22 protein-coding genes are annotated in these 22,575 nt (G+C 60.5%); 7 read left to right on the forward strand and 15 right to left on the reverse strand.

Annotated elements, in window-relative coordinates; genetic code table 11:
* Positions 1-165 precede the first annotated feature (165 nt).
* Positions 166-1,449, reverse strand: coding sequence for a sugar MFS transporter (locus REH34_RS25155; RefSeq protein WP_311969558.1), 1,284 nt, complete (start codon positions 1,447-1,449; stop codon positions 166-168).
* On the opposite strand from REH34_RS25155, the gene REH34_RS25160 reads away from it, so the two are divergent.
* Positions 1,448-1,777 (forward strand): hypothetical protein, encoded by a 330-nt coding sequence (locus REH34_RS25160; protein WP_311969559.1) that lies wholly within the window; start codon positions 1,448-1,450, stop codon positions 1,775-1,777. The genes REH34_RS25155 and REH34_RS25160 overlap by 2 nt on opposite strands.
* Before the next feature lie 295 nt (positions 1,778-2,072).
* Here REH34_RS25160 and proP read toward each other — a convergent pair whose 3' ends face one another.
* The 7 genes from proP to REH34_RS25200 form a co-directional block, all read right to left on the reverse strand.
* Positions 2,073-3,575, reverse strand: a complete 1,503-nt coding sequence (proP, locus tag REH34_RS25165; protein WP_226506103.1) for a glycine betaine/L-proline transporter ProP — start codon at positions 3,573-3,575, stop codon at positions 2,073-2,075.
* 423 nt (positions 3,576-3,998) lie between these two features.
* A complete protein-coding gene (locus tag REH34_RS25175; protein ID WP_311972156.1) occupies positions 3,999-4,193 on the reverse strand; it encodes a DUF1737 domain-containing protein in 195 nt (64 codons plus the stop codon).
* Entirely contained in the window at positions 4,141-5,043 is a 903-nt protein-coding gene (locus tag REH34_RS25180; RefSeq protein ID WP_311969560.1) for a transporter substrate-binding domain-containing protein, read from the reverse strand. Before REH34_RS25180 ends, REH34_RS25175 begins: the two co-directional genes overlap by 53 nt.
* A 146-nt stretch (positions 5,044-5,189) precedes the next feature.
* Positions 5,190-6,161, reverse strand: coding sequence for a ribonuclease Z (locus tag REH34_RS25185; protein WP_311969561.1), 972 nt, complete (start codon positions 6,159-6,161; stop codon positions 5,190-5,192).
* A 109-nt stretch (positions 6,162-6,270) separates the two neighbouring features.
* Positions 6,271-7,221, reverse strand: coding sequence for an ADP-ribose pyrophosphatase (locus tag REH34_RS25190; RefSeq protein WP_311969562.1), 951 nt, complete (start codon positions 7,219-7,221; stop codon positions 6,271-6,273).
* 280 nt (positions 7,222-7,501) lie between these two features.
* A protein-coding gene (locus REH34_RS25195; protein WP_311969563.1) for an IS3 family transposase occupies positions 7,502-8,721 on the reverse strand; the annotation gives its coding sequence in 2 pieces (ribosomal slippage) (positions 7,502-8,376 and positions 8,376-8,721; 1,221 coding nt in all).
* Between the two features lie 67 nt (positions 8,722-8,788).
* Positions 8,789-9,052, reverse strand: a complete 264-nt coding sequence (locus tag REH34_RS25200; protein ID WP_311969564.1) for a hypothetical protein — start codon at positions 9,050-9,052, stop codon at positions 8,789-8,791.
* Positions 9,053-9,177: 125 nt separating this feature from the next.
* Between REH34_RS25200 and REH34_RS25205 the strand changes: the two genes are divergently transcribed.
* Positions 9,178-9,633: a GNAT family N-acetyltransferase gene (locus REH34_RS25205; protein WP_311969565.1), complete on the forward strand. Its 456-nt coding sequence runs from the start codon at positions 9,178-9,180 to the stop codon at positions 9,631-9,633.
* A 296-nt stretch (positions 9,634-9,929) separates the two neighbouring features.
* Here the strand turns inward: REH34_RS25205 and REH34_RS25210 are convergent, their stop codons facing one another.
* From REH34_RS25210 to REH34_RS25225, 4 genes are all read right to left on the reverse strand, one after another.
* Entirely contained in the window at positions 9,930-12,305 is a 2,376-nt protein-coding gene (locus REH34_RS25210; protein WP_311972157.1) for a PAS domain-containing protein, read from the reverse strand.
* Between the two features lie 215 nt (positions 12,306-12,520).
* Entirely contained in the window at positions 12,521-13,684 is a 1,164-nt protein-coding gene (locus REH34_RS25215) for an MFS transporter (RefSeq protein ID WP_311969566.1), read from the reverse strand.
* Between the two features lie 100 nt (positions 13,685-13,784).
* Positions 13,785-14,384: a helix-turn-helix domain-containing protein gene (locus REH34_RS25220; protein WP_311969567.1), complete on the reverse strand. Its 600-nt coding sequence runs from the start codon at positions 14,382-14,384 to the stop codon at positions 13,785-13,787.
* Positions 14,385-14,490: 106 nt separating this feature from the next.
* Positions 14,491-15,387: an AraC family transcriptional regulator gene (locus REH34_RS25225; protein WP_311969568.1), complete on the reverse strand. Its 897-nt coding sequence runs from the start codon at positions 15,385-15,387 to the stop codon at positions 14,491-14,493.
* Positions 15,388-15,526: 139 nt separating this feature from the next.
* On the opposite strand from REH34_RS25225, the gene REH34_RS25230 reads away from it, so the two are divergent.
* A complete protein-coding gene (locus REH34_RS25230; RefSeq protein WP_311969569.1) occupies positions 15,527-16,270 on the forward strand; it encodes an SDR family oxidoreductase in 744 nt (247 codons plus the stop codon).
* Between the two features lie 50 nt (positions 16,271-16,320).
* Here REH34_RS25230 and REH34_RS25235 read toward each other — a convergent pair whose 3' ends face one another.
* On the reverse strand, positions 16,321-17,424 hold the full coding sequence (locus REH34_RS25235) for a LysR substrate-binding domain-containing protein (protein WP_311969570.1): 1,104 nt from the start codon (positions 17,422-17,424) through the stop codon (positions 16,321-16,323).
* Here REH34_RS25235 and REH34_RS30375 point away from each other — a divergent pair.
* The 3 genes from REH34_RS30375 (at position 17,318) to REH34_RS25245 (ending at position 19,220) form a co-directional block, all read left to right on the forward strand.
* Positions 17,318-17,761, forward strand: a complete 444-nt coding sequence (locus tag REH34_RS30375) for a LysE family translocator (protein WP_409373175.1) — start codon at positions 17,318-17,320, stop codon at positions 17,759-17,761. The two genes, REH34_RS25235 and REH34_RS30375, sit on opposite strands and share 107 nt — an antisense overlap.
* Positions 17,716-17,883, forward strand: coding sequence for a hypothetical protein (locus tag REH34_RS25240; protein WP_311969571.1), 168 nt, complete (start codon positions 17,716-17,718; stop codon positions 17,881-17,883). The genes REH34_RS30375 and REH34_RS25240 overlap by 46 nt, the downstream gene beginning before the upstream one ends.
* 179 nt (positions 17,884-18,062) lie before the next feature.
* Entirely contained in the window at positions 18,063-19,220 is a 1,158-nt protein-coding gene (locus REH34_RS25245) for a TDT family transporter (RefSeq protein WP_409373176.1), read from the forward strand.
* A gap of 82 nt (positions 19,221-19,302) precedes the next feature.
* Here REH34_RS25245 and REH34_RS25250 read toward each other — a convergent pair whose 3' ends face one another.
* A complete protein-coding gene (locus REH34_RS25250; RefSeq protein ID WP_226506119.1) occupies positions 19,303-19,464 on the reverse strand; it encodes a DUF2986 domain-containing protein in 162 nt (53 codons plus the stop codon).
* 189 nt (positions 19,465-19,653) lie between these two features.
* On the opposite strand from REH34_RS25250, the gene REH34_RS25255 reads away from it, so the two are divergent.
* Positions 19,654-20,631 carry a saccharopine dehydrogenase NADP-binding domain-containing protein gene (locus REH34_RS25255; protein ID WP_311969572.1) on the forward strand — a complete coding sequence of 326 codons (978 nt, stop codon included), beginning with the start codon at positions 19,654-19,656 and terminating at the stop codon, positions 20,629-20,631.
* A gap of 48 nt (positions 20,632-20,679) precedes the next feature.
* Here REH34_RS25255 and REH34_RS25260 read toward each other — a convergent pair whose 3' ends face one another.
* On the reverse strand, positions 20,680-22,392 hold the full coding sequence (locus REH34_RS25260; protein WP_311969573.1) for a dipeptidase: 1,713 nt from the start codon (positions 22,390-22,392) through the stop codon (positions 20,680-20,682).
* Positions 22,393-22,575: the final 183 nt, after the last annotated feature.

The following is a 22,575-nucleotide window of genomic DNA, read 5'->3' on the forward strand; positions in this document are numbered from 1 at the left end:
GCAGATGGAGGCAGGTACCAGCGTAGCGCAGGTGGGGCGGTCCGCTCTGACAAGAGTGACAGCGTTAGCATTAGGCGACTTGGGGCGAAAAAAAAGCCGCTGTTCGGCGGCTTTGGGGGTGAGGGGAGTCGCGCCTGCTGGTGACAGACGCGGTCCGGGCAGCTATCAGGCCAGCGCGGAACGGCGCGCATACCAGCCATACGACGCGATCACCGCGTAGCACACTGCCGGCACCGCCAGCGACAGGCCCAGGGTGCTGAGGTCGGCGGCCAGGCCGGTGAGTGGCGGCACGATGGCGCCGCCGACGATGGCGCAGCAGATCAGCCCCGAGCCCTCGGCGGCGCGTTTGCCCAGCCCTTCACACGCCAGGGCGAAGATGGTCGGGAACATCACCGAGTTGAACAAGCCGATGGCCAGGATCGACCAGCCGGCCACGGCACCGTGGTTGGTGGCGGCGCTGGCGATCAGCGCGATGGCGACCACGGCGGCACAGGCCAGCACCTTGCCCGGTGCGAACGCGCGCAGCAGGCCGGCACCGATGAAGCGGCCGATCATCGCGCCGCCCCAGTAGTAGGCCACGTGCTTGCCGGCCACTTCGGCGTTGAAGCCGAAAGTCGAGTCCTGCATCAGGAAGTTGGTCAGCAGGCTGCCGATGGACACTTCCGCCCCGACGTAGCAAAAAATGCAGGCCGCACCGAAGGCGAAGCGCGGTTGCTTGAGCAGGCTCAAGGCCGAGAGCGGGTTGGCGTTGCCACTGGTGAGCGAGGAGGGCAGATGCTTGCGTTGTTGCCAGACCAGCAAAGCCACCACGATCAGCGCCACCGCAAGGCCCGCGTAGGTGTTACTGATGACCTTGGCTTCTTCGGCCAAGTAAGTCGCCAGGGCGGAGCCGCTCAAGGTAGCTGGGTCGACCTGGCTCAGCGAGCCTAGGATCAGCATGGCGCCCAGGTACGGCGCGACGGTGGTGCCCAGCGAGTTGAACGCCTGGGCGAAGGTCACGCGGCTGTGGGAGGTCTGTTGCGGGCCCAGCAGCGAGATCAGCGGGTTGGAAACCACCTGCACCACGGTGACGCCGATCGCCAGCACGAACAGCGCGATCAAAAAGGCGCCGAACAGCCCCACCAGCGCGGCAGGAATGAACAACGCGCAACCCACGGCCATGGTCACCAGGCCGATAGCCGCCGCCCGCATGTAGCCGATGCGGCTGATCAGCAGGCTGGCGGGGATGGACGCCAGCGCATAGGCAAGGAAGAACGCCGACTGCACCAGCATCGCCTCGGCATAGCTGAGGCTGAACAGGCTTTTGAGTTTGGGGATCAGGATGTCATTGAGGCTGGTGATGCCGCCAAAAATGAAAAACAGCGCGAAAACGAACAGGCTCAGTCGCTGGACGTTGGCAATGGGTGGTTGGTTTTGTTCTAAGGATGCTGCAACGGTGTTATCCGTCATGGCCACGGTCCTGTTCTCTGTCGGGGGTATTGGTTCATTGTTGTGTCTCGACGTCTGTCACGGTCACTGCTGGCATTTTCATGCCAAGGCCGAAACATCTCAGGATGAACTGAAACCCAGGAAGCAGGAAAGTTCAGACACCAAGGTGAAGAAACGGCTCTGGATCGCAGCTTTGCGACTAAAGTGCAGTGTTGGCGATCACAGATCGTCTGTGACGCTGACCGGAAGGCATAAGGCACTTATTGGCGGGCTGACTGAGATGACGGGTGCGATTGCCTTGATCGGATACTATTTGCGGCGATCATCGCAGTACGTGAAGACACCTTGAAAACCGCGATCTTTGATCTTGATGGTACTGTCCTGCACTCTGCCCCCGGCATCATCCAGAGCTTGACCCACGCGATACGCCAGCTTGGCCATGCTTTCATCCCCATGCCGGCATCGAACAGGCATTGAGCGAATTGCGTGCCGAGGGCTACTCGCTGCATGTCGCTACGTCCAAGCGCACCCCAGCCCCGCGCCGCTGGTCACGGTGCCTGGCCATGGTGTGAGTGGCGCGGACGCTGGAGGCCATCGCCGGCATGTAGTCAAGCGCAAATGATCGAGGCCGGGGCCTGAGCGCGTCAGTCAATGCGCGGATGCTGCTGCACCAACTCCTCACGCTTGGCCTGCAACTCGGCGATTTTCGCGTCGATGTCTTCGATTTTATCTTCGATGTGGTCGTGATGCTCCTGCAGCAGTTCCTTCGCCTCATCCAGATCGGAGGCGGTCGGCGCCGCACCGCGCAACGGCTTGTTGGCGGTCTCCTTCATCGTCAACCCGGTGGCCAGGCCGATGACCGCCACCACCATCAGGTAGTAGGCCGGCATGTACAGGTTCTGGGTGGTTTCGACCAGCCACGCGGCCAGGGTCGGGGTCACGCCAGCGATCAAGACCGAGATATTGAACGCACTGGCCAGGGCGCTGTAACGGATGTGCGTGGGGAACATGGCCGGCAACGTCGAGGCCATGACACCGATAAAGAAGTTGAGCACCACCGCCAGTATCAGCAAACCGGTGAAGATCAACCCGACCTTGCCACTGATGATCAGCATGAAGGCTGGAATGGCCAGGCAGAACAAGCCGATGCTGCCGCAGATGATGAATGGTCGACGCCCGAACCTGTCGCTCAAGCGCCCGATCAGGGGTTGCACGAACAGCATGCCGACCATGATCGCGATGATGATCAATACGCCGCGGTTCTCGCTGTAATGCAAGTTATGCGACAGGTAGCTCGGCATGTAGGTGAGCAGCATGTAGTAGGTGACGTTGGTGGCGACGACCACGCCGACGCACGTCATCAGGCTGCGCCAGTGTTTGGTGACCACTTCCTTGAACGACACCTGAGGGCCGCTCGCCAAGCCTTCGCGATCGCCTTGCTCAAGCTTCTCGACGTGCTGCTGGAAGGCCGGAGTCTCTTCCAGCGCGTTACGCAGATACAGCCCCAGCAAGCCGAGCGGCAGGGCGAGGAAGAACGGCAGACGCCAGCCCCATTCCTGGAATTTGTCTTCGCCCAGCACGGCGGAGATCGCCACCACCAGACCCGCGCCGAAGACGAAGCCGGCGATCGAGCCGAAATCCAGCCAGCTGCCGAGAAAGCCGCGTTTGCGGTCTGGAGCGTATTCGGCAACGAAGATCGAGGCGCCGGTGTATTCACCGCCTACCGAAAAGCCCTGGGCCATCTTGGCCAGCAACAGCAGTACCGGCGCCCAGATACCAATCGAGGCGTAGGAGGGGATCAGGCCGATGGCGAAGGTGCTCAACGACATGATGACGATGGTCGCCGCCAACACTTTCTGTCGCCCGTAGCGGTCGCCCAGTGCACCGAAGAACAGCCCACCCAGCGGACGAATCAGGAAGGGCACCGAGAACGTCGCCAGTGCGGCGATCATCTGCACGCTGGGGTCGGCACTGGGGAAGAACACCTTGCCCAGCACATAGGCGACGAAACCATAGACGCCAAAGTCGAACCACTCCATGGCGTTGCCCAGCGCGGCGGCGGTGATCGCCTTGCGCATCTTGGCGTCGTCGACAATGGTGATGTCCTTCAAGCCGAAGGGTTTTGCGCGTTTTTTTCCAAGTTTCATGCCGTTCACTCAGGACCTTGATAGACCGCCGCTTGCCCCATGCCCGGGAGGGGGCGAGCATCCGTCGCTCGGTGCGTGCCAGTGGCGCACTGCTCCGAGCTCTCGTGCATCAGAGATATGAGTGCGCAAAATAATTCACTGCAAGGAACGTTTTCCTATCGCCCAAGCTCCAGCAAACCTGTTGACCGCGGATAGGCGTGGGGCCTGGTGCCGCGCTATGCGCCGTTGTCCGACAGGTTCCAAAGCACTCGCATGGCACGATCGGCATCCTCGCGACTGACGAATATAGGGTCGTGGTAACAGGCGGCAATCACGTTGCAGCTGATACCCGCGTCGCTTGATGCGCTGGCGAAAGCGGCCGCCGACGATGCAGCATCGAGGCGCCGCAGGGAAACTCATTGTGGGAATGGGGCATAAGGCCGATCAATACGCCTTGACCTGACCCGCCCAGATGACCGCCTGGGCAACGATCACCTGCTGCCCATTGAAGGTCAGTGCCGGCGAACCGTGCAGTGCGTAGCCCATGTTCAGGGCAGCACTGACACGCTGGCAAAAGGCTGCGTCGTCAGGGCCGGTGAGTACGCGGTAGATCTGCAGGTTGTCGGGGGGCTGGCTGATGATGGGAGTCCTTGGGAGCTGACTGCTGGGGGGCGGATTGCAGTGACTTTGAGACCTGCGCTGCGGTCTTGGCAAGGTAGGCATCGGTGATGCGCTTGATCGTACCGTCGCTGCGCAGTGTTTCGATGGCCTTTCTCAGATCATCGACCATTGTCGGGTCGCAGATTTTCGAGCAGGCCAGGTACAGGTCCGACTTCATCAGTGCAGGGCTCATCCGCAACGGCCGATCCGAGACTTGCGGCCAGAAATAACGGGTTTCCGGAACGCCGTTGAACCAGGCATCGACGCGACCGAGCAGCAACATCTGGGCCGGGTTTTCACCGATTTTCAGCGAGTAGATCTGCGCATTGCTGAAACCCTCATCGCGCAACATCTGCTCTTGGGCGCTGCCCATGCCGACGGCGACTCGCTCATAGGTCTGGCGCGCCTGCTCGAAGGTCTCAACCTGTTTGTCGAGACTGAAAAACGCTCGGTCCATGGTCATCACCGGTGCTATCCAGGTGTATTGGTTTTCTCGGGCCGGCGTGCGGCTCAACGGGATGATCAGTTGGTTTCTGCCTGACTGGACGATGCGCTGCGAGCGGGCCCAGGGCAATGCCTGCGGGCGCAAATCGTAGCCGGCCAGGGTAGCCGCCTTGACGGTCACCTCGCCGACGATGCCCGTGATGCCGTTATTGCCATCCTGATCGGCGGGTTCGAGTACTGTCAGGGGGGGCGACTGGGAGAGGTACAGATCGACGGCTGGAAGGCCCCCGGCGCAGGCCGGCCCCGCCAGCGTGACGAACCATGCTGCGCAGTACAGGCGCAATCCTTTGCGGGTGTAGCGAATTGGCTTGGTCAAATGACCCATAAAAAACACTCAACAAATCGAGTGGTTGCCCACTTCTGGATCACAGGAGAATAGGCGCAAATGCTATGGCGTGCTCGCTGAAACTGCGGATCTGTTTCCAAGGGGCCGCGCAGAACCGACACCGCCGATCCTGGCCACGAAGCTCGTTACACACGCAAACTGTCCACCGGCTGCAGATCACCGTCCCGGCCAAGGTGATAACGCTGAAGGTCTGCCGCTAATGTCAGTCGACCGCTGTAATACGTCGCCGCCTCTGCGCGGACATCGTCGATGGAAGGGCTTCGCTGCGGATTGTTTTGATAGCGGGCGCTGAAGTGGGTCAGCACCAGATTCGGTATCCCGGCGGCTTCGGCGAACTGTGCCACTGCCGCAGCGGTGCTGTGGCCATAGTTAGTCGAGGCGCGCTCAAGCACCGGTTCGGTGAAGGTGGCTTCATGCACCAGTACATCCGCGCCTTGCGCCACGGCGGCCAACAACTGCGGACGATCATTGTCGCCGCAGACGATCACGCGGCGCCCCGGACGCGAGGGGCGAAGGTAGTCCTTCGCGTTGATCAGGCGGCCGCCGTGCTCCACGTTGCGCCCCTGTGCCAGCTCGCCCCATAGCGGTCCGCGTGCGATGCCATCGGCCTGAAGACGCTCCAGATCCAGCCGTGGATCGGGGTTGATTTCGGCGAACACGTAGCCGTAGCTGGGCACCCGGTGCGACAACTCGACGGTGCTGACTTCGACCGTACCGCTGCTCCACGTGTCGAGGGTTTCCAGCGCATGCAGGCGCAATTCGAAGGGCAGGTAGCTCTCGCTCACCGCCAGGCTCTGCTGCACCCAGGCGTGCAGGGCGATCGGCATGATCAGGTCCAGCGGCTCGCTGCGCCCGGACATGCCGGCACTGGCTAACAAACCGGGCAGTCCGAAACAGTGGTCGCCGTGGACATGAGTAATGAAAATCGCGCGCAGGTCGCGTACCGAAAGTGAGGTACGCAGTAGCTGATGTTGCGTGCCTTCGCCGCAATCCACCAGGTACCAGACCTTGCCGGACGCTTCGATGACTGCTGTGGCACTGACGTTGCGGGCCCTGGTGGGGACGCCGGATGAAGTACCTAGGAACTGCAGGTCCATGGGGAAGGGGCCTCGCTGGCAAAAAGGCTAGTGTACTTCGACCAATGGCTGTAGAGCGTCGAATGCATTGCCATCGTTATCTTGAGATTGCTGCTATTGGCGATCATCCCTATTGGCGCTCGTGAACAGCGGGAATCTCGTTCAGATCGCGATAGACTGCCACCCCCCGCTGCCGGGCCAGTTCTACTATCGAGTCCGCGTCCTCGGACGGGCCCTCCACACGCAATACTCCGTCGCAACGCTGTAAAAGCATTTTCGCGTACTCCTGAAAATGCGCCTGATACACCTCATCGCCTACCTCACGGGACCCCGCCAGTTGCTCCGAGGGTAATGCCAGCCACTGGGCAACGACCGGCAGGTGGCCCGCCTGCAAGAGGGCTTGGGCGCAGCGTTGCATGGCCTGCAGATTGACGGCCATTGCAGCGGGATCATCACCGGGGTGAAAGGGGCAGGGGCCGGCCACCAGGATTATCAGAGGACGCGAGGGTGGCATGAGTAGTTTGAGATGTTGCAGGAGGATGATGGTTTTGCCGTCCATGATCCGCCCGTCATCGATCATCGCCAGCGCTTGCTCGAAGGGCAACTCCAGCACCTCGATGTCCTCGCCTTCTTCGGCCAGGCCACCGCCCGCGCTGATACGGTCTTCGGGATGGTATTCCCCGATAAAAAAATGCAGGCGCTCAGTGACCGAGCCGGGGCTCATGAACGCCTCATACACCTTGCGCACGGATTTGACTCGATAGCCGGTTTCTTCCTCGGCCTCGAGCCGGATTCGCTCTTCGGGGCTGGCGTTGTCGAGCAACCCGGCTGCGGTTTCGATCAAGTAACCGTCGTGGTCGTTGACGAAGGCGGGGAGGCGAAACTGCCGGGTAAGAATGACGGTGCGCTTCGCCAGGTTGTAGAGCCCGATCGTGGCGCCATTGCCCCGGTCGTACACTTCACGGGTTTGTGTCTGCCAAGTACCGTCCTTGCGCTGCTGCTCGAATTCGATCTTTTTCAGCACGTACCAGTTATCCGAAAGCAGATGTTGCTCGATGATTCGAACACTTGCCTTGGTCATGGGTGGGGGCTCCTTGATTTGATGTCGTGCACGCGCTTCGTCGTCGGTGCAGTGATTACCGGGAGGGGGGGATCAGTATCGAAGAGTATCAAACAATGAAACGCTTCTTGGCGCCGAGCGCACGATCGTGATACACGCCCTTACCCCTTACCCCTTACCCCTTACCCCTTTGGCTCAAAAGCGCGAACAAACCGGCCAGTTGTATACCCACTATCGCAATTACCACCCAACGGCCTGTGGTGCTGGACTTGCCCCTACCAGACCGGACACCAACTCCCCGTTAAATTGATGCTGCTGCCAAACGCCTAAATTCTCGCGGCGACCGATATTTCAAAGCGCTGTGCGGATGCTGCTCGTTGTAATGCTCGAAGGCAATCGTCAGATTGCGCAGCGCTGTTTCTCGATCCGGCTTGGGCATGTGCGCCACGTAATCACGCTTGATCGTCTTCACGAAGCTCTCTGCCATGCCGTTACTTTGCGGGCTGCGTACCGGTGTGGTCACCGGCTGCAAGCCGATCTGGCGAGCAAACAGACGCGTCTGCTCGGCGATATAGGCCGAACCGTTATCGCTCAACCATTGGACGGACGTGCTCGGTAGTTGATCGCCAAATCGCTTCTCCACGCTTTCCAGCATCAAGTCTCGGATGTCGTCACCGCTGTAGCCCGTCGGGCTGGCGACCCAGCTGATGGCTTCGCGGTCACAGCAGTCCAGGGCAAAAGTCACGCTCAACTTCGCACCGTCGTCGCAGCGAAACTCGAAGCCGTCCGAGCACCAGCGCGTATCGCTGGTCGTAACGGCAATCCTGCCTTCATGCCGGCGCTGCACGCCTGGCTGTTTGATGCGGCGTTCCAGCAGCAGATTGTGATCGCGCATGACGCGGTAAACCCGCTTCACATTGATCGGGGCCAGTGACTGGGCTTCACGCTCGCGGCGCAGCAACCCCCAAACACGACGGTAGCCATAGCTCGGCAACTCGCTGACTTGCCGCTTAACCTCAGCGACCAACTCCGTATCGTTCACGAGCCGACGTCGCCGTACTTTGGGCGATACCGATTGCTTGATCCGAACCGTTAATTGCGAGCGCGACACACCGAGACATTCGCTGACCAGTTTCACTGGTCGTCCCCCGGCAACAAGGGTGAGTGCGCAATCCATTTTCGCGACCGGGCGATCTCCACGGCCTCTTTGAGGACTTCGGCTTCCATCGTCTTCTTGCCCAGCATCCGTTGTAATTCGCGGATCTGCTTGAGCGCGTCGGTCAGTTCCGACGCAGGTACAACGGCCTCGCCAGCACTGACCGCCGACAAGCTTCCGTCCTGATACAGCTTGCGCCACAGGAACAGCTGGTTGGCGTTGATGCCGTTGCGTCGAGCCACCACGGACACACTTTGTCCGGGTTCAAGGCTCTCGCGAACCATGGCCAACTTCTGCTCGGTACTCCAGCGGCGCCGGCGTTCCTGGCCGAGCAACTCGCCACCCTTATCGTTGCTGTTAGTCATATACATACCCGTTTGCCTATCCCTTATCTTAAGGGGGGAACGGTGTCCTGTCTTTCATGGGGCTCGTTCAGGTGCCTAGCCCGCTGATCCAATAGAGCAACGCCAAAAAGCCCATCAGGCACACCGCGAACAGGGCAACGTTGTACACCATCCGGATAAGCTTGCGATGACGCCGCACCCAGGTCGGTGGTCCGTCTTTTTGAGCGGCGGAGTCCAGAAGGCCTAAAAATTCGAGGAGAGCACCTAGTAGATCGATCATGGTCTGGTATAGCGCGGTTGATTCGATAGGAGAATGCAGCGTTGTTGAGACGCTTCTCTGTAACGGCTGCATCAGCGTTTTCTGAATCCCACGTGGGGTGGGGCTGGGATTGACCGTCAAACAGGGAGCACGGCAGTTGGGCTTCAGCGGATGTCCTGTCGTCTATTGTAATTGGACCATCAGGTTGAGGACGCTCTATGCAGTGCCAGATTCGCCTCGCAACAGACGAGGACGCCGTAGCTATCAATCGTGTCATTATCGCTGCTTTGCGTGAATCCAACTCAAAGGATTACCCCGCCGATGTGATCGCCGCAGTCGAGCGCGGTTTTACCGTGCAAGCCATTCGTTCGTTGATGACCCAACGCCAGGTCTATGTAGGGACTGTGGGCCTCAGCGTTATCGCAACGGCCAGTTTGGATGACGATGTTGTACGTAGCGTCTTCGTGGAACCAAAGCATCAGCGAATCGGTATTGGCCGCCAGCTCATGGCGGTTATTCAATCGAGTGCTGCAAGTGCAGGTGTGGACGTCTTGCGTGTACCGTCATCGATCACCGCGCAAGACTTTTATGCCTCGTTAGGCTTCGTGGCAATACGCGATGAATTTCATGGCGCCGAGCGCACGGTCATCATGCAGCTTCAACTCGGGAAGTAGCGGCGCGTGAACTGGATCAAACAACGATATGAACGTTAGCTGGCCCGATACGGGATAGGATTGAACTAGCCCGCCGGGCGGGTATCAACGCCAGACTGGGAAGTTTGTGATTAAAATACAGCCAGTGCCATGAAGTTTGGGGAACATCTTTTGCCGAGCGTTGAACACGAAGTCGAGCAGCTCGGGGATGTCCGTGTTTTGCGCTATTTCTATTTCAAACGAGCGGGTCATGGGAACTCAGGGAGGCGTTGTGAAAAGAGCAGCACACGATGTGACGCCCTGAACACCAACCGCGGTCATTGCAAGTGTCGAGTAGCGACTTTCTGAAGCAGTCTTGAAAGCGCATCGATGGAGTAGGGTTTCTGCAACAGGTCGAATTGCCCGGCAGTCGTCTGCGACAGGTCGGCAAACTCCTGGCTATAGCCGGTGGTGAGCACGACCGGCAACCACGGGTAGAGCTTTTCGATTGTTCCATACAAGGCGATTCCACTCATGCCCGGCATGGAGATGTCCGAAAACACCACGTGGAAATTCGCAGGGTTGGTCGCGAGCACGCCGAGTGCCTCCTCGGCATTCGAAACCCAAAGCACCTCATAACCGAAGTCTTTGAGGGTCTGTTCCGTGAACCGCCCGATTTCCTCGTGATCCTCCACCACCAGGACGCAAAGGCCATGGCCTAGCGCGTGAGCCGCTTCGTCGTCATGCTCCGCGACCTGCTCGTGACGTTGCGTTTCAGGGAGGTAGATACTGAAGCTCGACCCGCTCCCCAGCGTGCTTTGGACCAAGACCTCACCGCCAGATTGCTTGGCAAAGCCGAAAACCTGCGACAGCCCCAGCCCTGTGCCCTTGCCAATGCCTTTGGTGGTGTAGAAGGGTTCAAAGATTCGGCCCAGATCCTCTGGACTGATGCCGCTGCCGGAATCAGTGATGGAGACGACCACGAAGTCACCCGTACGCTGAGCATGGGCGCGGACAGAGGGTATGGATGAGGTGCGGCTCACCTGTATCGCCAAATTGCCAACGCCGTTCATGGCATCACGTGCATTGACCACCAGGTTCACGATCGCGGTGTCGAACTGGCTCTCGTCGGCGTTGATGAAGCACGCATCCATGGGGGCATCGATGTCTACCTGGATACGGGAGCCGGTCAAGGCATCGAGCATTTCGCCGACTCGGGCGACACTTTTGCCCACGTCGAACACTTCTGGCTTCAGCGATTGGCGGCGGGCGAATGCCAGCAACTGATTGGTGAGCTTGGCGGCGCGATCTACCGTGTCTGAAATCGCCGCTACATATTTGCTGCGCCGAGCGTCAGGCAAGGAAGAGGTCTTGAGCAGGTCAGCGCACGACTTGATGACAGTCAGCAGGTTGTTGAAGTCGTGGGCAACGCCGCCGGTGAGTTGGCCGATGGCTTCGAGTTTCTGCGATTGGCGAAGAGCTTCCTCTGAAGCTCTGAGCGCCGCATTGGCTTCCTCTTCAGATTGCATGTCGCGCCCGACCGCATGAATGAATTCCTCATCCGGCACAGCGGTCCAGGAGATCAGCTTGTAGTGACCGTCGGTATGTCGGAAGCGATTCTTGAACGAAGGAACACTATGGCCCTTGCTCAGCTCGGCGATGGCGCGGGCCGTCTCTGCAATATCATCCGGGTGGACGAGCGACAGCAGCCCTTCGCCCAGAAGCTCTTCTTCGTTCAGCCCCAGCACTGGCCCCCAAGCGGGGTTCACTGCCGAGATGGTGCCGTCAATTCGCGCGACAAGCATGAGATCCGCCGACAGTCGCCAGATCCGATCTCGGTCTTTGGTGCGTTCGATCACGTCACGTTCGAGCGCCTCGTTGATCTCACGCAGTGCGTCCTCCGCGTCGCGCAGCTGGGTCATGTCGCGGGAGACGCTCAGCAGTTTTTCAGGCTTGCCGTCGCGGCCCAGAATAGGGCTGACCTGCACATGCCACCATTTGAGGTTGCCGGCCAGGGTGTGTGCACTACCCATGAAGCTGGCGTGGCCGCCCGCCAAGGCCTGCTGCACCGCAGCCTTGGCCTCGTGATGGCCTTCGTCCTGCCAAAAGTCCGGCCAAGGGCAGCCTTTGATCGCGTTGAAGTCACTGACTTCCATGATCCGCTGGCCACCCTCGCTCATGAAGGTCAGTCGACCGTCAAGATCCAGCACCTTGATGCAGTCATTGATGCTGGCCAGGACGCGGTCGGTGAACGCCTCGTTATCATCCAGGCGCTTGAGGGTCAGGATTTCCTGCGTGGTTTCTTTGACCTGGCAGACAATGCCATCCACGTGGCCACTCTCGCCGTGTATCGGTGAGAGGGAGAATGTCCAGAAGGTGGGGGTCATCACGCCTTCGCGAAGCAGGCGTACGGGATGGCGTTCGACGCGACTGCCTTCGCCCTGAAGGGCTTTTTCGACCCAGCCGGAAAGCTCGCTCCAGACCGCCCCCCAGACCGAGGACATCGGCTGCCCCAGACCCGTATCAGCGATGGCCGCAAACAAGGCGCGGTAGGCGTCGTTACAGAAAAACAGCTGATCAGCGCCCCACACCAGGTACATCGGCTCTGGCGAATTGAGAAGCAAGCCAAGTGTCGTCTTGAGCGTCAACGGCCACGCTGCGCGCGGGCCTAGAGAGGTCTCGGACCAATCGGCGTGACGGATCTTGTGACCCATCACGCCGCCGCCCACGGGCAGATCTACGCTTGTACTCATGACAGAACCATCGCCAGCATCCGACCTATCGCGAAAAAACAGGCCGCATCATCTCAGGTAGGGAGGGACATCTCTACGGAAACGATTCATGGCGATCAGCCATTGGTCAGATAGAGAACCCCGCTCGCGCCTTGCCGAGCAGGGATATCACCGGTGGGCCGGGTGAACGTGCTGGGTCAGCTCGCCAGTTGTACCGCTTCGCTCGACGCTGAACGTTTGGACATCAGCACCAGCGCCAAAGCCAGCAACGCCATGACGCCACCGACCGGCGCGATCGCGGTGTAGCCCAGGCCCAGGCTGAGGGCCGCACCGCCTGCCGCCGCGCCCAGGGCATTGCCCAGGTTGAACGCGCCGATATTGACCGACGAGGCCAGTGCCGGTGCGTCGTGGGCTTCTTGCATGACCCGCGTCTGCACCGGCGCCGACACGCCGAAAGTGGCAGCGCCCCATAGCAACAGAGCGATGGTCGCGCCTGGGCCGGTGGTGGCGACCAGCGGAAAGATAAAGCTGATCACGGCCAGCAGGCTGAGGAAACCAATCAGCGTGCCCTTGAGCGAGCGGTCCGCCAGCTTGCCGCTGATGGCGTTGCCCAGGGTAAAGCCGATGCCGATGGTCACCAGCATCGCGGTGACGAAGGCGGGGGTGGCGTGGGTGATGTTTTGCAGCACCGCGGCGACGTAGGTGTACAGGGTGAACATCGAGCCTGCAGCGAATGCCGTGGTCATCAAGGCGTTAAGCACCGCTGGCTTGACCAGCACGCGCAGCTCGTTGCCCACGTGCGGGCGCGGATGGGACTCGCCACGGGGCAGGGTCAGGAACAGCGAAAGCCCGGCGATCAGGCCCAGCACCGAAATCGCCACGAACGCCATCCGCCAACCGATGGCATGGCCCAGCCAGGTGGCCGCTGGTACGCCGCCGATATTGGCCACGGTGAGCCCCATGAACATGATCGACACGGCGGAGGCGCGTTTTTCCTTCGGTACCAGGCTCGCGGCGACGATGGCGCCGAGGCCGAAGAAGGCGCCGTGGGACAGGCTGGTGACCACCCGGGCGGCCAGCAAGGTGTAATAGCCCGGCGCGATGGCCGACAGCAAGTTGCCCACGGTAAACAACACCATCAGCCCCACCAGTGCCGAGCGTCGGCGTGCGGAACTGAGCAGCAGGGTAATCAAAGGTGCGCCAATCATGACACCGAGCGCGTAAGCGCTGATCAGCATGCCGGTGGCCGGAATGGACGCGTCCACGCCTTGGGCGATCGAGGGCAGCAGGCCCATGGGCGCGAACTCGGTGACGCCGATGGCAAAGGCTCCCGCCGACAGGGCGAGCAGTTGTGATTTCATCCTAAAACCTATTGACGAGTAAGTTATTGCTGTCAGGGTACTCGTCAGTAACCCAGTTTTCAAATGGCTTTTAACTCAGATTTCAAGCGTCGCAAACCGCTCAAGCACGCAGCCACAGGCCATCGCAGAGCAGCAGGGCGCAGCCTCGGGCGACGGCTGCACGCTCTTGTGGCGTCATTGGATCCCTCGCCATCTGGTCGATCATGCCGACGAAACACTTGCCGATCTGGGTGGAGGAGATGTCCGCGCGAAACAGCCCGATGGCTTGCTCCTTGGCGATATTGCGGGCGATCCAGGACGCCAGCCCGGCTTTGGTCGCGGTGCAGCCCGGCGGTTGGAAGAAGCCGATCTGAGTCAGGTCGGCGTCCTCGGCGAGGAAATCCAGAAACTTCAGAAAGCTGGCACCGACGCTTTCCAGCAGGTCCTGCTGGCTCATGGAGGTTTCGATCAGCAGCGTTTTGGTCAGGGCTTCGAGGCGCCTGCGAAACTCGCCCACCAGTTCTTCGTAGGCTGCTTCCTTGCTCTCGAAGTAGTTGTAGAAGGTCGGCTGGCTGAGCCCGCTGGCGAACACGATGTCGCTGACCTTGGTGTTGTGAAACCCCCGCTGGGCAAACTCCGACGCAGCGATGGCGCGCAGGCGCAGGTGGGTCTTTTCACCCTTGGTCATCGGTTGGATGGATTCTTGTTGTTGTTTTTGCATGGGGTTACCTGAGCCTTGTTGCCGTTGCTGTCGATACGGGAAATACGAAAAGTACTGGCGAGTAATGTTGCCTGCTCAGGCAGTGGGTGGCAAATGTCGGGGGCGATCAGCGGGTTCTGGGCGCAGTCATTTCGCCGAGGATTCTTCCGGCATCCTTTGACGGCGGCAGCCCGAATACCCTCGCGTAATCGCGGCTGAATTGGGTAGCGCTTTCATAGCCCACCTCGAACGCCGCCGCCGTGACGCTCTTGGCGCTGGCCACCATCAGTGTCCGCGCCTGGAGCAAGCGCACGCGCTTCTGATACTGCAGCGGGCTCAGCGTGGTCACCGCTTTGAAGTGACGATGAAATGCCGAGACGCTCATCGCCGCCCGCTGCGCCAGCGCCTCGACGCGCAAGGTTTCGGCAAAGTCGCGGCGGATCCACTGAATGGCCAGGTTGACCCGCGCCATGGTGGTATCCGGCGCGGCGATTTCGCGCAGCATCCAGCCATGCGGGCCTTGCAGCACGCGATAGAGGATCTCGCGCTCGTACACCGGCGCGAGGGCGGTGATGGCTTGGGGATCGTTCATCAAGCGCAGCATGCGCACCCAGGCATCCATCAACTCGGGTGTGACCGCAGCGACCGAAAAGCCGGGGTCGTTGTCGTACCGCCCGGCAGGTTTGGGCAGGTCCGCCAGCAAGGTGGTCAGCACGGTGGGATCGAGCGTCAGGCTGACGGCCAGATACGGCTCGCCGGTCGCCGCCGGGTGCACGGTGCCCACCGCCGGCAGCTCGATGGACATGACGAAATAGGTCGCCGGATCGTACCGCAGCGTGCGATCGCCCACGGTCATGGTTTTGCTGCCCTGCAGGATCAGGTTGATCATCGGCTCGTAGACTGCCGCCAGCAGGTGCGCGGGAATCTTGCCCTGGACCATGGCGACGCGCGGGATCCCCGTCTCGGTGCGGCGGTTTTCGGCCTTGGCGGCCAGGGTGCGCAGTTCGTTCAGTTGATCGTTCATGGCAAGCATCCTGGCGGCGCCATCAGGTGCAATGCAAGCGAAAAGCAGAAACGGGCAGATTTGCAGCAGTAATGGCTGCGCCCCTGGTGGTGCGGATGACTACTGTGGACACTCATTCGATCGACAGTGGAGTCTGGTTATGGGCGTTATCGTTATTACTGGCGGCAGCCGAGGCATCGGCGCAAGCGCAGCGGAGCATATTGCCCGGCGCGGCATGGGCGTCATCCTGACTTACAAGGCGCAGCCAGACGCCGCCGCCACCGTGGTAGAGCGCATCGAGCAAGCGGGCGGCAGGGCGGTGGCGCTCAAACTCGATGTCGCCGACGTCGGCAGCTTTGCCGCCTTTCGCGAATCGGTGGTATCGACCCTGCAGCAAACCTGGGGCGTCAGCCATCTCGCCGGGCTGGTCAACAATGCGGGCTACGGATTGTTCGAGCCCTTGGCGTCGGTCAGCGAGGCGCAGTTCGACGGGCTGTTCGGGGTGCACCTCAAGGGGCCGTTCTTCCTCACTCAAACACTGCTGCCACTGCTGAGTGAAAACGCCAGTATCGTCAACCTGACCAGCGCCACTACCCGAGTGGCCACCGCCGGAGTGGCGCCTTACGCGGCATTCAAGGGCGGCCTGGAAGTGCTCACACGCTACATGGCCAAGGAGTTTGGTGAGCGGCGTATTCGCGCCAATGCGGTGTCTCCGGGCGCGATTCGGACCGAGTTGGGCGGGGGCCTCAACGACGAGTTCGAGGCAATGCTGGCGGGGCAGACCGCACTGGGCCGAGTCGGTGAGCCAGAGGACGTGGCGCGGGTCATCGCCATGCTGCTGTCGCAAGAGGGCGCCTGGATCAATGGGCAGAGCATCGAAGTGGCGGGCGGCTACCTCGTTTGAGCGGGGGGTGATGCTGCATCATGTTCTTGCGGTGAGCGATATCACCCGCTTTACGCGTTGATCGACACCGCCGTATCAGGGGCCATTGTCTGCAGCAAATACTGAGTAAATGCCTCGACTACGGGCTGCACGGTGGCGGGTAATCGCAGGCAGATGGCAAAGGTCGGGAGCGCAGGAAGCCCCGCCCGGGCCGAGAGCATTTCCAGGTCATCGGGCACAGTCGACGCCAGCCAGGCGGTGACCGCGAGCCCAACCCGAACGGTCGAGGCGGTGGCGTCGAAACTGCCATTCTCGAACACCGTTCGCCACGCAATCCCTTCTTTCGCTAAAGCCCCCAGCACCAATGGGCGAAAAGCGCAGCGCTCATCTACCAGCGACAGCGGGAGCGGCCGGGTTTTCCATACATCGCTGGTGGGGCTGCCCACCCAGACCAAGGGGTCGATCCGGATGACGGTCCCGCGCGCGTTACTGGCCAGGTACTCGATGAGCGCGACATCCAAATGACCTTGGTCGACAGCTTCGTCAAGTTCCGGAGACGGCGCGCAGCTCAGCGACAGTTCGACCTGAGGATAGGCCTCACAGAAGGCCTTCATGGCCGGTGCCAGCGAGGTGATCAGGTCGGGAGGCGCGCCGAGCCGCAAGTGTCCGCGTACCGGCCCATCAACGGTATCCGCCCAAATTTCGTCGTTGAGCTCCAGCAGCTGACGTGCCTTGACCAGAAACACTTCGCCTTGCTGGGATAACTCCAGCTGGCGTGGTTTGCGAATGAGCAGCTGCCACCCAAGAACGTCCTCGAGTCGCTTTATCTGCTGGCTCACGGCGCCCTGCGTCATGAAAAGCAGGTTGGCAGCGGCTGTCATGCTGCCGTGGTCGGCGACGGCCACGAAGGTGCGGATGAGGCCGAGATCGAGGTTTCGGTTCATGTTCGAATTAGGGTATGTAATGCCAAGGATTAAATATATTCGATTTTCTAATCCAGAGACCATCGGTACTTTGCCCGGTATTGCCTGCCTGGATAGAGCGCCGATGATATTTCTACCGCTGTTTATGTTTGTGGTCGCCTCGACCTTTTCACCCGGAGGCGCAACCTCTCTGGCCACGGCGTCGGGCGCGAGATTTGGCTTGGGTCGATCCTTGCCGTTGATCTTCGGCATCGCCGTGAGCCTGGCATTCGTTGCGGGGATCGCTGCATTGGGGCTCGGCAATCTGATTGCGCAGCGGCCAAGTCTGCAGGTTGTGGTCAAGTCGCTCGGGTCTGGCTATCTACTGTGGCTGGCCTGGCGTATCGCGCGAAGCGGCGCGCCGGCTTCGGGCGCGCAATTGGGCCAGCCGCTAGGGCTGTTCAGGGCCATACCGCTGCTGCTGTTGAATCCCAAAAGCTGGGCCATGGCGGTCAGCGCTGCCGCAGCCTTCACCCCTTTGGCCGGTAGCCAGGTGCGCTGGCGGTGCTGCTGGGGTTGTCGTTCGGCATCGCCGCCTCGGTATCGTTGACCCTGTGGTGTGCGCTGGGCGTTTTGCTTGCGCGCATGCTCCGCACTCCGCGCCATTGGCGCTGGTTCAACCTGTCCATGGCGGCGCTGCTGGTGCTGTCCATCATTCCAACCTGGCGGTGATTGCGGGCGAACGGCGTTGGCGACATCGGGTGTCTGTCGAGTTGTCGCGGTATTCGGGCGATTGCCGTCGAGCTATATCTGCTAAATGGATAAGCGATAGAAATACTACCCGTTTTACCTATTAATAACCCGTGCCTATGCTGCGACCACCGAACCATCGGACCGATCCAGGAGGCACTATGCGCGACCCAAGCTTGGCCAGGAGCATGCACGGCGGCCAACCGCTGGCGGCACTTTCGAATCCGAAAGAGGCCATCAGGCAATTTACGCCCAATTGGTTCGCGGCCACCATGGGCACGGGCATCCTGGCACTGGCGCTGGGTCAGTTGCCCGGGCAGTTCGAGGCGTTGACGCAGCTCGGCAAGGCCCTTTGGTTATTCAATATCGTGCTGTTCGTGGTCTTTGCCGCGCTGTACACCGCCCGCTGGATCCTGTTTTTCAACGAGGCCAAGCAGATTTTCGGGCATTCCACCGTTTCGATGTTTTTCGGCACCATTCCGATGGGCCTGGCAACCCTTGTCAACGGCCTGGTGCAGTATGGTCTGCCACAGTGGGGGCTGCCCGTCATCGCCTGGGCACACGCGCTTTGGTGGCTGGATGTGGCCCTGGCGCTGGCGTGCGGCGTGCTGATCCCGTTCATGATGTTCACGCGTCAGGAGCACAGCATCGACCAGATGACTGCGGTGTGGCTGTTGCCGGTCGTGGCGGCGGAAGTGGCCGCCGCGAGTGGTGGCGTCATTGCGCCGCATCTGAGTGACGCTAGTGCGCAATTCAATATGCTGATTACCAGCTACGTGTTGTGGGCGTATTCGGTGCCAGTGGCGCTGAGCATTCTGGTGATCCTCGTGCTGCGTCTGGCCTTGCATAAATTGCCGCCTGCCAACATGGCAGCGTCGAGCTGGTTGTCGCTGGGGCCGATCGGCACGGGCGCCTTGGGCATGTTGCTCTTGGGTCACGATGCACCGACGATTTTCGCCGCGCACGGCATGGCCGGTATCGGTGAGGTCGCGGCCGGCATCGGGATGATCGCCGGCATCCTGTTCTGGGGCCTGGGCCTGTGGTGGATGCTGCTGGCCGCGCTGATCACCGCGCGATATGCCAAAGCCGGTATTCCGTTCAACCTGGGGTGGTGGGGCTTTACCTTCCCGCTAGGAGTGTACGCAGTGACCACGCTCAAGCTGGGGGCCATGCTGCACCTGGCGTTGTTTGATGTCCTTGGGGTGATTTTCGTCGTGATGTTGGCAGCGATGTGGGCGGTGGTCGCCGCTAAAACGGCCAAGGGTGCCTATCGAGGCAACTTGTTTGTGTCGCCCTGCATTGCGTCTTTGTGCGGCTGAAGCGCGGCGGGCCGGTGCGCCCGATCAAGCCCAGCGTTTCGGATTGCGCGCAGAAGGGCGTCCGGGCTTGGGGCGGCACCGATCAGCTCTCGGGGGGCGCGACGGGTGCTTGATCAGCCTCGGCAGCCAGCTTCAGCCGATCCGCCTTGCTGATGTAGGTATTCTTGTTCGCCGGTGCCAGTTTGGCGCTGGCCTTTTTGGCCTTGGCCTTGAACAACTGCTTTAACTTTTTTTGGCGATTCATGGCGTTGGTGCTCGGCTGGTCATTTGTTGAGACGACGGGTCATCAGAAGGTGGATGTTGATGGCAGGAGGAGGCATCGCGCAAGCGAAAAGCAGAAACGGGCAGGTATGACGCAGGAACGGCTGCGTTTGCGTGCAGGCCGGCGAGTACTGTGGGGGCCTGTTTCAACCACCACGGAGCACCACATCCCATGAGCACACTGCTGATTTACGGCGCCACCGGTTATACAGGGCGTATGGCCGCACAACACGCCAAGGCACTAGGGCTCGACTTCGAAATCGCTGGGCGTGATCGCCCGAGCTTGGCCGCATTCGCCGAGGTACTGGGCGTTCCTTTTCGGGTGTTCGCTACCGATTTGCAGGCGTCAGCATCGCTATCGGGCATCTCGGTGTTGCTGAACTTCGCCGGGCCATTCGCGCAAACGGCAGACGCGTTGATGTGCGCTTGTATCAAGGCGGGTGTCGATTATCTGGACATTACCGCCGAGATCAACATGTACCGCCTGGCCGAGCGATTGGGTGCGCAAGCGGCTGAGTCCGGTGTGATGCTCTTGCCGGGCGTCGGCTGGGACGTGGTGCCGACCGACAGCCTGGCAGTGCATGTAGCGCAGCGGGTGGACCATCCGGTGGCGTTGCAGATCGCGCTTCAGGTCCCTGGTTCCATGTCCCGAGGGTCGGCCAAAAGCGTCAGCGAAATCATCGGCGCAGGGGTGCTCGCCAGGGTGCAGGGCGAACTGATTGCGACCCCTGATGCGGCGCCTCGGCACTTTGATTTCGGCGAAGGGCCGGTGCTGTGCGTACCGCTGTCATTCGGCGATCTGGTGACCGCCTGGCATTCGACCGGGATCCCCAACATTGCGATGTTCGTGCATATCGCCGGTGATGCATTTCCTCAAGGCGATCTATCGCAGCTACCTGATGGTCCTACGGCGCAAGAAAGGGACACGCACCGGGCGCGCGCAGTGGTCGAAGTCACTGGGGCGCAAGGCACGGTCGCCCGATCGGTGATCGAAACAGTGAATGGTTATTCCTACACGCCACTGGCCGCTATCGAAGCCGCGCGCCGCGTACTGGCGGGAGAGCGGCAGCTCGGTTTTGCGACCCCGGCGCGGGTGTTCGGGGGTGGATTTGCGCAGAGCATCGCGGGGACGACGGTGACTGATCTCTGAGCCCTGGGCAGCCTAGCCTGCACTGCAGGTGCAGGCTAGGATCAAAGCTCAAAGCTTGGGCAACTGCCCGATGCGCCCCATCATTTCGGTCACGATCTGCAAGTCCAGCAGGAACTGCTCTGTCGTCTTGAACTCGTTGTCGGTGTGGCCGGTGTATTTGACTTCAGGTCTGGCGAGGCCGAACTGCACGCCATTGGGCAGTTCATGCACTGATGTGACGCCGGCTGAAGTCCCGAACTTATGCGCCATGCCCAGGTTTTCAGTGGCCACGGCCAACAAGGCCTTGACCCATTCACCTTCAGGGTTGCGATACATCGGCTCGGCAACGGAATAGTCGAAGGCGGGTGCAATGTGGGTTTTCTTGCTCCAGGCCGCCAACTTGTCAGCGATTTGCGATTTCAGTACTTCTGGAGACTTGCCCTTTGGAATACGCAGGTTGACCGCAAGTTTGAAAGATTTATCGTCCTGGGCGACATAGGTCAGCGAAGCAGTGAGCGGGCCCATGAACGCATCTGAAAAACCAACGCCCAACTTTCCACCGAGATAGTCCAAGCCCCAGTTGTCGGCGGCGTAGCGTGCGGCGTCGGTGATTTCATTGTGCTTGAGCGCGATATTGCCCTGCAGGCTGTTGATGAAATCCAGCATCCTCGCCACCGGGTTGACCCCAGCCTGGGGCTCGGAGGAGTGAGCGGAAACACCGGTGACCGTCAGTTTGACGTCCTTGCCGACCACCTCGGCAGTTACTTCGAAGTTGCCACCATTGTGCTTCGCATAAGCGGTGCCGGCCTTTTGCAGGCTGGCCGCCAGTTCAGCCGGCTTGTCCGTCAGCAGCGTGGCGACCGATTTCGATGGGATCTGATTGGTGGCTCGACCACCCGTGACAGCCGTAATTTCCGCGCCCTTGCCCTCGGCGTCACGCCGCGCGAACGTGGCCATGACGGTGCCATAGCCTTTTTCGGCGATCACCACCGGGTAACCGCCATCCAGCGCCAGGTTGTATTGCGGGGTGGGGTTGCGCGCGAAGTAGTAAGGGATGGCGTCGCCGGTGGTTTCTTCGGTGGTGTCTATCAACAACTTGAAGTTCCTGGCCAGCGGCAGTTTCTCTTCCTTGATTGTTTTCATGGCGTAGAGGGCAACCACGATGCCGTTCTTGTCGTCTTCGGTGCCGCGGCCATACATGCGGTCGCCGATCTGCGTGACCTTGAACGGGTCCAGCCGAGTGCCGTCTTCAAGTACCCAGTTTTCAGGCGTTACTGGCACTACATCGGCATGGGCGTGAATGCCCACCACTTCATTACCGGCGCCTTGGAGGGATATTTCATAGACCCGGTTGTCGATGTTGCGAAAGTCGAGATTGAAGCTCTGGGCGAGGCTCTTGATCTTGTCGGCGAACTTGATGAACTCGGGGTTTTCATGCTGGGCGACGCCATCGACACGGAAGGTTGGGATGGCCACCAGTTCACGCAGGGTTTCGGTCGCCGCGCTGGCGTATTTGATCCGCGTATAGATGCCCAGCAAGCGATCGATTTCGTTTTGCTGTTCGGCGGACAGCGTCTTTTTATCGAGAAAGGCACTGATTGCTGCGCTTTTTGCCAGTCGATCCAGAAATTGCCTGAAATCCGTGACCGGTACGTCGGTAAACGTCTTCAGGATTTCCTGACTTTGTTGTGCCGTGATGTTGGCTTGAGCAGCAGTAGTAAAGCTCGACAGGCTGGCGAGCACCAGAGTCGTCGCGGCCAGGTGCTTGAATGAAAAGTCCATTGTGAAAGGCATTCCTTTGCAGGGCGGTTTGAGAAAGTAACTGACCTTTTGATCAGAAACGTTTTGCAAACTAACACTGCCGTGTCGACCCGGGGAACCCTTGCCGTGAGATCTGTCGCGCCGAAATGCAAAAGCGGCGCAGATTTGAAAACTCGATGCAAGTGCTTCAGGGCGATCCAGGTA

This window comes from Pseudomonas baltica (assembly GCF_031880315.1).
Taxonomy (GTDB): Bacteria; Pseudomonadota; Gammaproteobacteria; order Pseudomonadales; family Pseudomonadaceae; genus Aquipseudomonas.

Coding starts and splice junctions, on each gene's coding strand:
- REH34_RS25160 (WP_311969559.1), top strand. CDS start 1,448: ATGGCCACGGTCCTGTTCTCTGTCGGGGGTATTGGTTCATTGTTGTGT.
- REH34_RS25155 (WP_311969558.1), bottom strand. CDS start 1,449: ATGACGGATAACACCGTTGCAGCATCCTTAGAACAAAACCAACCACCC.
- proP (WP_226506103.1), bottom strand. CDS start 3,575: ATGAAACTTGGAAAAAAACGCGCAAAACCCTTCGGCTTGAAGGACATC.
- REH34_RS25180 (WP_311969560.1), bottom strand. CDS start 5,043: ATGGGTCATTTGACCAAGCCAATTCGCTACACCCGCAAAGGATTGCGC.
- REH34_RS25185 (WP_311969561.1), bottom strand. CDS start 6,161: ATGGACCTGCAGTTCCTAGGTACTTCATCCGGCGTCCCCACCAGGGCC.
- REH34_RS25190 (WP_311969562.1), bottom strand. CDS start 7,221: ATGACCAAGGCAAGTGTTCGAATCATCGAGCAACATCTGCTTTCGGAT.
- REH34_RS25200 (WP_311969564.1), bottom strand. CDS start 9,052: ATGCAGCCGTTACAGAGAAGCGTCTCAACAACGCTGCATTCTCCTATC.
- REH34_RS25205 (WP_311969565.1), top strand. CDS start 9,178: ATGCAGTGCCAGATTCGCCTCGCAACAGACGAGGACGCCGTAGCTATC.
- REH34_RS25210 (WP_311972157.1), bottom strand. CDS start 12,305: ATGGGTCACAAGATCCGTCACGCCGATTGGTCCGAGACCTCTCTAGGC.
- REH34_RS25215 (WP_311969566.1), bottom strand. CDS start 13,684: ATGAAATCACAACTGCTCGCCCTGTCGGCGGGAGCCTTTGCCATCGGC.
- REH34_RS25220 (WP_311969567.1), bottom strand. CDS start 14,384: ATGCAAAAACAACAACAAGAATCCATCCAACCGATGACCAAGGGTGAA.
- REH34_RS25225 (WP_311969568.1), bottom strand. CDS start 15,387: ATGAACGATCAACTGAACGAACTGCGCACCCTGGCCGCCAAGGCCGAA.
- REH34_RS25230 (WP_311969569.1), top strand. CDS start 15,527: ATGGGCGTTATCGTTATTACTGGCGGCAGCCGAGGCATCGGCGCAAGC.
- REH34_RS30375 (WP_409373175.1), top strand. CDS start 17,318: ATGTTTGTGGTCGCCTCGACCTTTTCACCCGGAGGCGCAACCTCTCTG.
- REH34_RS25235 (WP_311969570.1), bottom strand. CDS start 17,424: ATGCCGAAGATCAACGGCAAGGATCGACCCAAGCCAAATCTCGCGCCC.
- REH34_RS25245 (WP_409373176.1), top strand. CDS start 18,063: ATGCGCGACCCAAGCTTGGCCAGGAGCATGCACGGCGGCCAACCGCTG.
- REH34_RS25250 (WP_226506119.1), bottom strand. CDS start 19,464: ATGAATCGCCAAAAAAAGTTAAAGCAGTTGTTCAAGGCCAAGGCCAAA.
- REH34_RS25255 (WP_311969572.1), top strand. CDS start 19,654: ATGAGCACACTGCTGATTTACGGCGCCACCGGTTATACAGGGCGTATG.
- REH34_RS25260 (WP_311969573.1), bottom strand. CDS start 22,392: ATGGACTTTTCATTCAAGCACCTGGCCGCGACGACTCTGGTGCTCGCC.